Consider the following 12,257-nt stretch of genomic DNA (forward strand, 5'->3'; position numbering starts at 1 on the left):
CCCGACGGCAAGACCGCCTTCGAGTTGGTTGCCCTCGCCGGAAGCCGAGGTCATAACCTGGACGGCATGTCAGCGATCCGTCTCCTCGTGCTGGGTGCCGTCCGCCAGCACGGGCGGGCCCACGGCTACCAGGTGCGCAACGACCTGGAGTACTGGGGCGCGCACGAGTGGTCCAACGCCAAGCCCGGCTCGATCTACCACGCCCTGAAGCAGATGGCCAAGCAGGACCTGCTCCACGCGCACGAGATCGCCCCGTCCACCGCGGGCGGCCCCCCGCGCACCGAGTACGAGATCACCGACCAGGGCACCGAGGAGTACTTCCGGCTCCTGCGCGAGGCGCTGACCTCGTACGACCAGAAGATGGACATGAAGTCGGCGGCCATCGGGTTCATCGTGGACCTCCCGAGGGCGGAGGCGGTGGCGCTCCTGAAGGAGCGGACCCGGCGGATCGAGGAGTGGCGCGCCGCCGTCACCGAGCACTACGTCCCCGAGGACGGCCCCGAACAGCTCGGCCACATCGGCGAGATCATGAACCTCTGGATCCACACCGCGGATGCCGAAGCCGAATGGACCCTGGGTCTGATCGGTCGGATCGAGGGCGGCGCGTACACCTTCGCCGGGGAAGGCGACCCCTTCGTCGGCGTCCTGGCCGAGGGCCAGGAGAACCCATACGCGACTGCGGACCGGCGTCCCGAGGACGACCGTTAATCAAGTTTGACTAGAGGGTGGGCGGGTATTAGCCTCCCGCGGGTAGTCAAGTTTGACTAGCAAGGGAGTCTCAGTGGCCGACACGGCGATCACCGTCGAAGGGGCACGCAAGAAGTACGGCGACAAACCCGCACTGGACGGGCTCGACCTCACGGTCGCGCGCGGCGCGGTGCACTCAGTGCTCGGCCCGAACGGTGCCGGCAAGACCACCCTGGTCCGCATCCTCTCCACGCTGCTGCGCCCCGACGCGGGCCGCATCGAGGTGGCGGGCCACGACGTCGTCACGGAGGCGTACGACGTACGGCTGCGGATCGGCCTGCTCGGCCAGCACGCCGCCGTCGACGAGGAGTTGAGCGGCTACCAGAACCTGGAGATGTTCGGCCGCCTGTACCACCTGGGCACCCGCCACGCGCGCGTGCGGGCCGGTGAACTCCTGGAGCGCTTCGGCCTCGCGGACACCGGCCGTAAGGCGGTGAAGCAGTACAGCGGCGGTATGCGGCGCCGCCTCGACCTCGCCGCCTCACTGATCACCGAACCGGAGGTGCTCTTCCTGGACGAACCGACGACCGGCCTCGACCCGCGCGGCCGCGCCGAGGTGTGGGCCTCCGTCCGCTCCCTGGTCGGCGGCGGCACGACGGTCCTGCTCACCACCCAGTACCTGGAGGAGGCCGACCAGCTCGCCGACCGTATCTCGGTCGTCGACCGCGGCCGGGTCGTCGCCGACGGCACGGCCGACGCCCTGAAGGCGCTGACCGGCGGCGACCGCATCGACGTCGTCCTGCGCGACGCCGGCCACCTGGGCGCCGCCGTGGCCGTGCTGCCGGTGCCCAAGGACGACATCACCGTCGACACCGACCGGCGCATGCTCAGTGCGCAGGTCACCGACCGGATGGCGGCACTCTCCGGCGTCGTACGAGCCCTGGAGGAGGCCGGTATCGAGGCGGAGGACATCGCCCTGCGCCGGCCCACGCTCGACGAGGTGTTCCTGCATCTCACCGCAGACCGTGTGAAGGAGGCCGCGTGACCGCATACGCACTGACCGACTCCTGGACCATGACCCGCCGTGAACTCGCCCACTGGGCACGGCAACCGGTCCAGGTCGTCGTCAACGTGGCGTTCCCCGTGATGCTGCTGCTGATGTTCGGTTACCTGGTCGGCGGCGGTCGCGGTGTCAGCGGCGAGTACGTCGACTACCTCGTCCCCGGCATGCTCGCGCTCACCATGGCCTTCGGCCTGGAGGGCACGATGATCGCCGTCACCCAGGACCTCAACAAAGGCGTGATCGACCGCTTCCGGTCGATGCCCATGACCAACGGCGCCATCCTGGTGGGCCGTTCGGTGGCCGACATGCTCCAGTCGGCGCTCGCCCTGGCCGTCCTCATCGGCGTCGGCCTCGCGCTCGGCTGGCGTGCGCACGGCGGTGCGGCGGCCTTCCTCGGGGCGTTGGGCCTGTTGCTGCTGTTCCGCTTCGCGATGCTGTGGATCGGCATCCAGCTGGCCCTGGTGGCCGGAAAGCCGGAGTTGGTGCAGGCCGTGCAGATCCTGGTCTGGCCGGTCGGCTTCCTGTCCAACGCCTTCGCCACACCCGAGGCCATGCCCGGCTGGCTCGGCACGGTCGTCCAGTGGAACCCGATGTCCCACACGGCGACGGCCGTCCGCGACCTGTTCGGCAACCAGGGCGGGGAGGCGGGGCACGTCTGGCCCGCGGTCGTCTGGCCGCTGGTGCTGCTCGCGGTGTTCTTCCCGCTGGCCCTGCGCCGGTTCGCGCGCCTGAGCAAGTAGGGCGGCGCTCCCCGGCAGGGCGTTCGGCAGAAAGTTCGCCGGGGAGTGGAACCCGAAGCCGGTCCGCGGTGTACCAGAAGCAGATACCGGTCACCGCGGATCGGAGGATCCATGGATGTACGTCGATGGCGGCTGCTCCTTGTGGGAGCCCTGCTCGTGTGCCTTCTGGCAGCGTGCAGTGCCGGCACGGAGAGCGTGGACGAGGAGCCGGCGGGGGCACCCGCGAAGAAGAACACGCACGCCCCCGCGTCGTCGGGCTCCTCCTTCACCGCGCCCCCGAACATACCGTCGGCCACCGACCTGCCGGGTGCCTCCTACGACGTGGCCTTCGCCGCGGACGGCAGCGGTTTCACCCTCCGCGCGGACTGCGGCGAGGACCGCTGCCGTCAGTACGTCGCCGTACTCGAGGCGAACGCCGGGCTGTGGCGCCTGGCCGAGTCCCCGCTGCCGGACGTCACGGGCGACCGGGGCCTCACCGCCGGTCTCACCGTGCTCGGCCCGGGCCGCGCCCTGATCACCGACAGCTCCGAGCGGACCGGCGTGCCCAGCCGCACCTGGTTCACCCGCGACAACGGCCGCACCTGGAAACGCGGCACGGCGAAGCCGACGGGCACCACGCCGACCGTGCCCGAGAGCGCCTCTCTCGTCACCGAATGCCTGGCACTGGCGGCCGACGGCAACGAATGCGCCCGCAACAGACTGCTCGTCGTCATGCCGGACACCGGCGAGCACCGGATCCTGACGCATCAGCCGCCGCTCAAGGGAACCTTGGCACCGGCCGGCGACATCGCCGAGAACGCCCTGTTCGCAACAGGCCTGGACCCCGACTCCGGCCTGCCGGCCCTGGTCCTCAGCGAGGACCGCGGCCGCACCTGGCGTCCGACCCACATGACCGGCGTCGCCGAGCGGGCGTGGGCCATGAAGGTGGTCGCGGGCCGGAGCGCGCTGTACGCGGTCCAGCCGGGCCAGCTCCCCAGCCACGAGGAGGTGAAGAACGGCCTGATGACCATCCACGTCAGCACCGACGGCGGCACCACCTGGACCCGGATATGGCGCTATGGGGAGGGAGTCGAGCCGCTCTCCCTCGTCGGCGACCTGCTGGTGGCCGACGACAACAGCCTCGTCGTGTACGGCGAGACCGGCGTGTGGCGCAGTACCGATCAGGCCCGCACGTTCCGCTCCGACAGTCCCACCCGCGGCCCGGCGGGTTCGGTCCGCAGGACCCCGATCGGCTGGCTGTGGACCGACAGCTACGGCAATGGCATCTGCCGGATATCGTCCGACGGCCGCACCTGGCACATCTTCCATCTCGGCGAGGATTGAGCACCGATCCTCGGCGTGCCGAACCCGCCCGGCACAAACGACTTGCACCTCACGTGGCGTGAGGGCGGACCGTGGAGGGCGTACCGAGAAGGGAGCGGAAGTGAGCTACTCCGTGGGACAGGTCGCCGGATACGCCGGAGTCACGGTGCGCACCCTGCACCACTACGACGACATCGGCCTGCTCGTACCGAGCGAGCGCAGCCACGCGGGCCACCGGCGCTACAACGACGCCGACCTCGACCGGCTGCAGCAGATCCTGTTCTACCGCGAGCTCGGCTTCCCGCTCGACGAGGTCGCCGCCCTGCTCGACGATCCGGACGCGGACCCGCGCGCGCATCTGCGCCGCCAGCACGAGCTGCTGACCGCCCGGATCGAGAAGCTGCAGAAGATGGCGGCGGCCGTGGAGCACGCCATGGAGGCACGCAAGATGGGCATCAACCTCACGCCCGAGGAGAAGTTCGAGGTGTTCGGGGACTTCGACCCGGACCAGTACGAGGACGAGGTGCAGGAGCGCTGGGGCGACACCGATGCCTACCGGCAGTCCCAGCAGCGCACGGCTTCATTCACCAAGGAGGACTGGAAGCGCGTCACCGAGGAGTTCGACGCCATCCACCGGCGCATGGCCGACCTGATGGCCTCCGGCACGCCGGCCGACTCCGAGGCGGCCATGGACACGGCGGAGGAACACCGCCGGTTCATCTCCCGCTCGTACTACGACTGCTCGCACGAGATGCACAGCTGTCTCGGCGAGATGTACGTCGCCGACGCCCGGTTCACCGCGACGTACGAGAAGATCCGGCCCGGCCTGGCGGCGTACCTGCGCAACGCGATTCTTGCCAACGCGGCCCGGCACGCCTCGTAAGACCCTGGCCCGGGAACCCTGCTCCCGGGCCAGGACCACCGCCGGCCCACAGCCTCGTCCCAGCCGGCGCACAGTGCATCCGGCGGACACCGGTGGAACCTGGGGTGTACATCTTGCGTTGATAGCTTTGTCCGGCGGAACCGAACGCCGCACTTCCCCCTCACCCCACAGGAGCCCGGAACCGTGACGACGCTTGCCCTCGGACCGAGCTGGCTGGATCCGAACTATCTGCTGGACAACTTCGGGATCTGGGGCCTGCTCCTCATCGTCTTCGCCGAGTCGGGCCTGCTCATCGGCTTCTTCCTGCCGGGTGACTCGCTGCTGTTCACGGCGGGTCTGCTGATCACGTCGAATCAGCTGGACTTTCCGCTGTGGGCCGCGATCGTTCTGATCTGCATCGCCGCGATCCTCGGCGACCAGGCGGGCTACATGTTCGGCAAGAAGGTCGGCCCGTCGCTCTTCACCCGACCGGACTCCCGGCTCTTCAAGCAGGAGAACGTCACCAAGGCGCACGAGTTCTTCGAGAAGTACGGCCCGAAGTCCCTGGTCCTGGCCCGCTTCGTGCCCATCGTGCGGACGTTCACGCCGATCATCGCCGGCGTCAGCGGCATGCGGTACCGCTCGTTCCTCATCTTCAACGTCCTCGGCGGCATCCTGTGGGGGGCGGGCGTCACACTGCTCGGCGCCTGGCTGGGCAACATCGACTTCGTCAAGAGCAACATCGAAGCGATCCTCATCCTGATCGTCTTCGTCTCCGTGCTCCCGATCATCATCGAGTTCTGGCGCGCACGCTCGAAGAACAAGAAGAACCCGCCCCAGCAGCCGCAGCCTCCGGTCCAGCAGCAGGGCCCCCTGATGGACGACGCGACGACCCAGCTGCGCCGCGTGGAGCCGGACCACCAGGAGCAGCCCTACGGCGACCAGCCCTACGGCGACCAGGGCTACCCGCAGCAGGGGCACGACCGGCAGCAGTACGGATACGGCCAGAACCCGCAGCCGTACGCCCAGCAGTATCCGCAGGGGTACCAGCAGGGTTACCAGCAGCAGCCGTACGGTTCGCAGCAGGACTACCAGCAGCAGCCCTACGGTTCGCAGCAGGACTACCAGCAGGGCCAGGACCAGTACCCGTACGACCCTTACCGACAGAGCTGAAGGAGCCCGGGCGCTAGAAACCTCGCGTCCGCTTGGCGGCCTTCCGCCCCTCGGCGGAGCCGCCCGGCAGACGGAGGAACAACCGTGAGATCTCCGACCCGAGGTTCACCCCGATGGCGATGGCCATCGCAAGCGCGGCGGCCTTGGTGAGCGACCCCAGCCCTTCGTCGACCTCGTTCTGCGCAATCGACAGCAGACCGAAGTACGTTGCGGAACCGGGCAGCAGCGGCCCGATCGCCGCCGTGGTGTACGGCAGCGCGGACGCGAACCGGTACCGGGACAGCAGCTGCCCGAACAGCCCCACCAACCCCGCCGCCACCGCAGTGGAGGCAACCGGTGACAGGTCACCGGCGTAGTGCATCGCGCCGTACACCGACCACGCGACACCCCCGTTGAGGGTCACGGCGAGCACGGTGGCCCGTTCCTGCTGGAGCAGCACGGCGAACGTCAGCGACAGCAGCATCGACGCGGTGATCTGCACGACCGGCCGCTCGGCGATGCTCATCGCCGCGTCGGGGGTGAGCTGGGCGCCCAGCTGGACGCCGAAGTACAGCATCACCAGCACCCCGACGACGATGCCGACGAAGAGGTACATGACCTCCAGCAGCCGTGCCGCCGCGGTGATGTAGAAGCCGGTCAGGCCGTCCTGCACGCCCGCCACCAGCGCCCGCCCGGGCAGCAGCGCGAACAGCCCACCGGTGATGACCGCGGACGCCTTCACATCGACGTGTGCCAGCGTGAGCGCGACCCCCATCGCGGCCGGCGGCATCGCGGCGACCACGAACTGGTAGAACTCCGGCAACCCGCGCCCCGCGCACAGCCACGCCAGCCGGTCGCCGAGCATCGCGCCGAGCGCGGCCGCGAAGAACACGATCGCGTCACCGCCGACGAGCACCGAGGCCGCACCCGCGAGCAGCCCGCTCGCCGCGGTCAGCACCCAGGTGGGGTAGGGATGCCGGTTGCGGCGGATCTCCGCGAGGCGCCGGTAGGCCTCCTCCAGGGAGATGTGGCTCTCCGGGTCGCTCAGGTCGTCCACGAGCTGGTACACGGCCGCCAGCCGGGTGTAGTCGGTGCCCCGGCGGCGTACCGTCCGCGACGCCGTCACCGGATCGTCGACGAGGGACGGCTGGTACGAGATCGACAGCAGGGTGAAGGTGACGTTGGGCTCGCAGCGGTCCAGGCCGTAGGAGCGGCAGACCGCGAACATCGCCGCCTCCACGTCCTCGGCGCCCTCACCGCCCGCGAGCAGCAGCTCGCCGATACGCAGCGTCAGGTCGAGCACACGCGGAACGGCCGGACCGCCCTCTTCCGCCTTCGGTCCCGGCTCAGGCGCGGGCCGCTCGGCCACCGGCAGCCGCAGCATCGTGCGCATCCGGTCCTGCCAGGGCACGTCCTTGGTCAGCCGGACCACGGGCACACCGGTCGCCGGCGTGAACGCGGCCGGCGCGCCGCGGGCGCTGTAGGTGCTCGGCGGACTGAACGCCGACCCCTCCGGCTCGGCGTCGGCCGGCGACGGGACGTCCAGCCCCTCGGGTACGGCGAACTCGGACGAGGTCTCCGACTCGGCCCCCTGCCTCGGCACGGCCAGGCCCTGGGGGATCGCGAACTCCGAGGTGACCTCGGGATCGAACGTCGTCCGTGCCTCGTCCGACTGCGGCTTGCGGTTCTCCGCGTCCGTCACTTGAAGCAGTGCTCCCTGTACGACATCCAGCAGACGTACGACACCCAACAGGCCTCAGTATGCGCACGGACACGCGGACGGGCCGCACACGTGCGCGTGCGGCCCGTTACGGGGATACGAGGCTCAGTGACCGCCCTGCTCCTTGAACCGCTTGTACGACCGCTCGATCTCGGCCTCGGCCTCGGTCCGGCCCACCCAGTTGGCGCCCTCGACGGACTTGCCGGGCTCCAGGTCCTTGTAGACCTCGAAGAAGTGCTGGATCTCCAGGCGGTCGAACTCGGACACGTGGTGGATGTCCCGCAGGTGCTCCACGCGCGGGTCGTGGGCGGGCACGCACAGCAGCTTGTCGTCGCCGCCGGCCTCGTCCGTCATGCGGAACATGCCGATCGCACGGCACTGGATGAGGCAGCCGGGGAAGGTCGGCTCGTCCAGGATGACCAGCGCGTCCAGCGGGTCGCCGTCCTCGCCGAGGGTGTTCTCGACGAAGCCGTAGTCGGCCGGGTAGCTGGTCGAAGTGAACAGGCGGCGGTCCAGGCGGATACGACCGGTCTCGTGGTCCACCTCGTACTTGTTCCGCGAACCCTTCGGAATCTCGATCGTGACGTCGAACTCCACCGGTGGCTCCTCCATGATCAGCACACAGTTCTGGTGGTTAAGTGTCCCTCACGCAGCTGTGTGATCGCGAAAGGGGCTGGTGGTCGTGCCTGAGCTGAGGCCTTGGCGAGCCGCGAAACCGCGTCTGGCACGGGTCGCGAACGCCGTACGCCCCCGCTTTGCGCGGGTCACGGCCGTGACCGGTCCGCGGGTCACGCGGCTGGTACGCGCCACGAAACCGCAGGTCACACGGGTCGCGACGGCGAAGACCTGGCAGTACACCACGGGCGCCGCCACCGTCGGCCTGGCGCTGGCCGTTGTCGTGGTGACCGCCGCGGGGCCCTGGGACTCCTCAGGCCAGCGTACGGCGGAGCGGGAGTGGGCCGCCGCCCGGGAGGGCGGGGGTGGCACAGATCACGGCAGCCGTTCGGGTACATCCGACGCGGCGGCGGGCGCGCCCCAGCCCGCCCCCAGCGCGGCCTCCGTCCTGACCGGCCTGGGCCGCGCCGCGAACACGGTCAAGTCGGCCCCCGCCCGCCAGGCCCTGACCGGCGTCCTGAACCCACTCCTGAACGACCCCGCGCTCGGCGCCCGCCGCGCGGCCGCGGTCGTCGACGTGACCACGGGCAAGCACCTGTACGGCACCGGCACCCACGACGCGCTCACCCCCGCCTCCACCACGAAGATCGCCACCGCTGTCGCCGCCCTCTCCGCCCTGGGCCCCGACCACCGCCTCACCACCCGCACCGTCTACGAACCCGACACCGAGGAACTCATCCTGGTCGGCGGCGGCGACCCCACACTCACCGCCCGCAAGGGCAGCCGGGGCCTGGCCGACCTGCGCACACTCGCCCGGAAAACGGCCGCCGCCCTGAAGCAGCGCGACGTACGCCAGGTGACCCTCTCGTACGACACCACCCTCTACGCCGGACCCGAACGTCACCCCATCGGCGTCAACGACAACCTCGCCCCCGTCACCGCCCTGATGGCCGACGAGGCCCGTACGGACGGCTCGACGAGCGGCCCGGCACCCCGGGTGACGGATCCGGCGGCGGAGGCGACCCGGACGTTCGCGGGCTTCCTGCGGGACCACGGCATCAGGACGACGTCCCCGGGCCCGTCCAAGGCGACGGACCGGGCCGACGCCCTCGCCACGGTCTCCTCACCCCCGCTCTCGGCGCTGGTCGAGCGGATGCTGACCAACAGCGACAACGACATCGCCGAGGCCCTCGCCCGCCACACCGCCGTCGCGACCGGCGAGCGCGCCGACTTCGCCGGGGCGGGCCGCGCCATGCAGACCCAGCTGAGGAAGCTCGGCCTGCCGCTGAAGGGCGCCGTCCTCAGGGACGGCAGCGGTCTGAACCGCGACAACAGGCTGACCGTGGACCTGATCACCGCCCTGTTGCTGAAGGCGGCGGATCCCGCCCGCCCCGCGCTGCGCCCCACCCTCACGGGCCTCCCGGTCGCCGGCTTCACCGGCACGCTGTCCGACCGCTACGGCGACGGCGCGGCCGGCATCGTCCGCGCCAAGACCGGCACCCTCACGGGCGTGAACGCCCTCGCCGGAACGGTCGTGAACCAGGACGGCCGCCTGCTCGCCTTCGCCTTCCTGGCCACCGGCACCACGGACCCGACGGCGGCTCAGACGGCCCTGGACCGCGCAGCGACGGCCCTGGCGGCATGCGGCTGCCGCTGAGCCCTGCACGGCCGTGCACCACAGTGCCGGAACGAGCCTCAGCCGCTGCCGGCCCCTATGGCCTGCCCCCAGGGGGAGCGCTCACGTACCGTTGATGCATGACGAGCATCGGTGGTGCCGCATCTGCTGGGATGGTCGACTGGAATCTCGCGGTGGCGACCGCGACCCGGCTCGTACGGCCGGGCCCCGAAGTGAGCCGTGACGAGGCCCGGGCCGTCGTCGCGGAACTCCGCCGGCACGCCAAGGCGTCGGAGGAACACGTCCGGGGCTTCACCCGGATGGGCACCGAGGAGACCCACGACACCCCGGTCCTCGTCGTCGACCGCCCCGGCTGGGTGCGGGCGAACGTCGCCGGGTTCCGGGAGATCCTCAGGCCGCTCCTCGACAAGATGCAGGAGCGCCGTGGCAGCAGCCCGGGCGGCGCGGTCCTCGGCGCCGTCGGCGGCAAGGTCACCGGCGTCGAACTCGGCATGCTGCTGTCCTTCCTGGCCTCCCGCGTCCTCGGCCAGTACGAGACCTTCGCGCCGGCCACCCGCGAGCTCCCGGCCGGCGCGAACGGCGGCGGCCGGCTGCTGCTCGTCGCCCCGAACATCGTGCACGTGGAGCGCGAACTCGACGTGGAGCCCCACGACTTCCGCCTGTGGGTGTGCCTGCACGAGGAGACCCACCGCACGCAGTTCTCCGCGGTGCCCTGGCTGCGCGATCACCTGGAGGGCGAAATCCAGTCGTTCCTGGGGGAGACCGACGTCGACCCCGTGACCGTCCTGGAACGCATCCGGGAGGCCGCCCAGTCCCTCGTCGGGGGCCGTCCCGAGGGCGAGGAGGACGACGGCGGCCGGTCGCTGGTCGACCTCGTGCAGACGCCGTCGCAGCGGGAGATCCTCGGCCGTCTCACCGCGGTGATGTCCCTCCTGGAGGGCCACGCCGACTTCGTGATGGACGGGGTCGGTCCCGAGGTCGTGGGGAGCGTCGCGGAGATCCGGGAGAAGTTCCAGCAGCGCCGCGCCAAGGGCGCCTCCCGGCTGGATCTCGCCCTGCGCAAGCTGCTCGGTCTGGACGCCAAACTCAGGCAGTACCGGGACGGCGAACGCTTCGTACGGGCCGTCGTCGACGAGGTCGGCACGGACGGCTTCAACCGCGTGTGGACCTCCCCGAACACCCTCCCCACCAAGTCGGAGATCGCCAAACCGGCGGACTGGATCGCACGGGTGCACCGCCGGAGCGAGGCGTGAAACCCGGGGAGAGGTCGTGAGCCGGAGCCGGCCGACGGCAGGCAAACGCCCCTTCAATCACTCGTCCGAGGGACCGTGAGGCATGGGTAGGCGTGCAATGCTCGGGGAACGGCCCGGTTCTGTCACCATCTACACACTCTGAGTGACCGGACTCGGGCTCAACCCCGACAACTTCATGAAGGGAACCGGACATGGGTCCCCATCCTGCGGTCGCGGCGATACGCCTGGCGGTCCGCCGCGTACTCCACGACATCCTCAGCGAACACACCCCCACCACCGACCGGACCGCACACGAGCGTCCACCGTCGCCGCTCGTACTCGTGGCCTGCTCCGGCGGCGCCGACTCCATGGCGCTCGCCTCCGCCCTCGCGTTCGAGGCACCCAAACTCGGCATCCGCGCGGGCGGCATCACCGTCGACCACGGCCTGCAGCCCGGCTCCGGCATGCGCGCCGAGGAAGTCGTCCTGCGCCTGCGCGAACTCGGCCTGGACCCCGTCGAGTCCGCCGCCGTCACCGTCGGCCGCGAGGGCGGCCCGGAAGCCGCGGCCCGCGACGCCCGCTACGCCGCCCTCGACGCCGCTGCCGTGCGCCTCGACGCCGCTGCCGTCCTGCTCGGCCACACCCGCGACGACCAGGCCGAAACCGTCCTGCTCGGCCTCGCCCGCGGCTCCGGCATCCGCTCCCTGTCCGGAATGGCCGCGGTCTCGGGGGCCGGCGGCCGTTACCGCCGCCCCTTCCTCCAGCTCGACCGGCAGACCGCCCGCAAGGCCTGCATGGTCCAGTCCCTCCCCGTCTGGGACGACCCCCACAACGCGGACCCGGCGTACACCCGGTCGCGGCTGCGCCACGAGGGCCTGCCCGCCCTGGAGAAGGCGCTCGGCAAAGGCGTCGTGGAGGCGCTCGCCCGTACGGCCCAGCTCTCCCGCGACGACGCCGACGCCCTCGACGCCTGGGCCGGCCAGGTCGAGGCCTCCGTCCGGGACGCCGCCGGCCGTCTGGAGTGCGACAAGCTGTACGTCCTCCCGCCCGCCGTACGCCGCCGGATCCTGCGCCGGGCGGCCATCGAGGCCGGTGCCCCGGCCGGTTCGCTGTTCGCCCGCCACATCGAGGAAGTCGACCGGCTGATCACCGGTTGGCGCGGTCAGGGAGCCATCAATCTTCCGGGCAAAGTCGTCGCCCAGCGGCAGGGTGGCAGACTGGTGATTCGGCAAGGCTGAATCCGGACCC

General features: G+C 70.7%; 11 protein-coding genes. 9 read left to right on the top strand and 2 right to left on the bottom strand.

From position 1 onward, the window contains the following. Positions 1 to 66 precede the first annotated feature (66 nt). The 6 genes from ACFV7R_RS16575 to ACFV7R_RS16600 all read left to right on the top strand — a co-directional run bounded on the left by ACFV7R_RS16575 (position 67) and on the right by ACFV7R_RS16600 (position 5,827). Positions 67 to 708, top strand: a complete 642-nt coding sequence (locus ACFV7R_RS16575) for a PadR family transcriptional regulator (RefSeq protein WP_385264036.1) — start codon at positions 67 to 69, stop codon at positions 706 to 708. Positions 709 to 781: 73 nt separating this feature from the next. Next, complete coding sequence (locus ACFV7R_RS16580; RefSeq protein ID WP_385264037.1) at positions 782 to 1,732, top strand: ATP-binding cassette domain-containing protein; 951 nt, start codon at positions 782 to 784, stop codon at positions 1,730 to 1,732. After that, positions 1,729 to 2,490: an ABC transporter permease gene (locus ACFV7R_RS16585; RefSeq protein ID WP_385264039.1), complete on the top strand. Its 762-nt coding sequence runs from the start codon at positions 1,729 to 1,731 to the stop codon at positions 2,488 to 2,490. Before ACFV7R_RS16580 ends, ACFV7R_RS16585 begins: the two co-directional genes overlap by 4 nt. Before the next feature lie 111 nt (positions 2,491 to 2,601). Continuing rightward, positions 2,602 to 3,813 (top strand): WD40/YVTN/BNR-like repeat-containing protein, encoded by a 1,212-nt coding sequence (locus ACFV7R_RS16590; RefSeq protein ID WP_385264041.1) that lies wholly within the window; start codon positions 2,602 to 2,604, stop codon positions 3,811 to 3,813. Between the two features lie 100 nt (positions 3,814 to 3,913). After that, positions 3,914 to 4,675, top strand: a complete 762-nt coding sequence (locus ACFV7R_RS16595) for a MerR family transcriptional regulator (protein ID WP_385264042.1) — start codon at positions 3,914 to 3,916, stop codon at positions 4,673 to 4,675. A gap of 183 nt (positions 4,676 to 4,858) precedes the next feature. Next, positions 4,859 to 5,827, top strand: a complete 969-nt coding sequence (locus tag ACFV7R_RS16600) for a DedA family protein (protein ID WP_385264044.1) — start codon at positions 4,859 to 4,861, stop codon at positions 5,825 to 5,827. A 13-nt stretch (positions 5,828 to 5,840) separates the two neighbouring features. On the opposite strand, the gene ACFV7R_RS16605 is transcribed toward ACFV7R_RS16600, so the two are convergent. Both ACFV7R_RS16605 and ACFV7R_RS16610 read right to left on the bottom strand, forming a co-directional pair. Beyond that, positions 5,841 to 7,508 carry a threonine/serine exporter ThrE family protein gene (locus ACFV7R_RS16605; protein WP_385264128.1) on the bottom strand — a complete coding sequence of 556 codons (1,668 nt, stop codon included), beginning with the start codon at positions 7,506 to 7,508 and terminating at the stop codon, positions 5,841 to 5,843. A 123-nt stretch (positions 7,509 to 7,631) separates the two neighbouring features. Then, positions 7,632 to 8,123, bottom strand: a complete 492-nt coding sequence (locus ACFV7R_RS16610) for an inorganic diphosphatase (protein WP_053756473.1) — start codon at positions 8,121 to 8,123, stop codon at positions 7,632 to 7,634. A 79-nt stretch (positions 8,124 to 8,202) separates the two neighbouring features. Here ACFV7R_RS16610 and dacB point away from each other — a divergent pair, with 79 nt between their 5' ends. The 3 genes from dacB to tilS all read left to right on the top strand — a co-directional run bounded on the left by dacB (position 8,203) and on the right by tilS (position 12,247). Continuing rightward, positions 8,203 to 9,798 carry a D-alanyl-D-alanine carboxypeptidase/D-alanyl-D-alanine-endopeptidase gene (gene dacB, locus ACFV7R_RS16615; RefSeq protein WP_385264046.1) on the top strand — a complete coding sequence of 532 codons (1,596 nt, stop codon included), beginning with the start codon at positions 8,203 to 8,205 and terminating at the stop codon, positions 9,796 to 9,798. A 98-nt stretch (positions 9,799 to 9,896) separates the two neighbouring features. Further along, complete coding sequence (locus ACFV7R_RS16620) at positions 9,897 to 11,030, top strand: zinc-dependent metalloprotease (RefSeq protein WP_129799509.1); 1,134 nt, start codon at positions 9,897 to 9,899, stop codon at positions 11,028 to 11,030. Positions 11,031 to 11,221: 191 nt separating this feature from the next. Then, on the top strand, positions 11,222 to 12,247 hold the full coding sequence (gene tilS, locus ACFV7R_RS16625) for a tRNA lysidine(34) synthetase TilS (protein WP_385264047.1): 1,026 nt from the start codon (positions 11,222 to 11,224) through the stop codon (positions 12,245 to 12,247). Positions 12,248 to 12,257 lie beyond the last annotated feature (10 nt).

Source organism: Streptomyces sp. NPDC059866, from assembly GCF_042731325.1.
GTDB classification, from domain to species: Bacteria; Actinomycetota; Actinomycetes; order Streptomycetales; family Streptomycetaceae; genus Streptomyces; species Streptomyces flavusporus.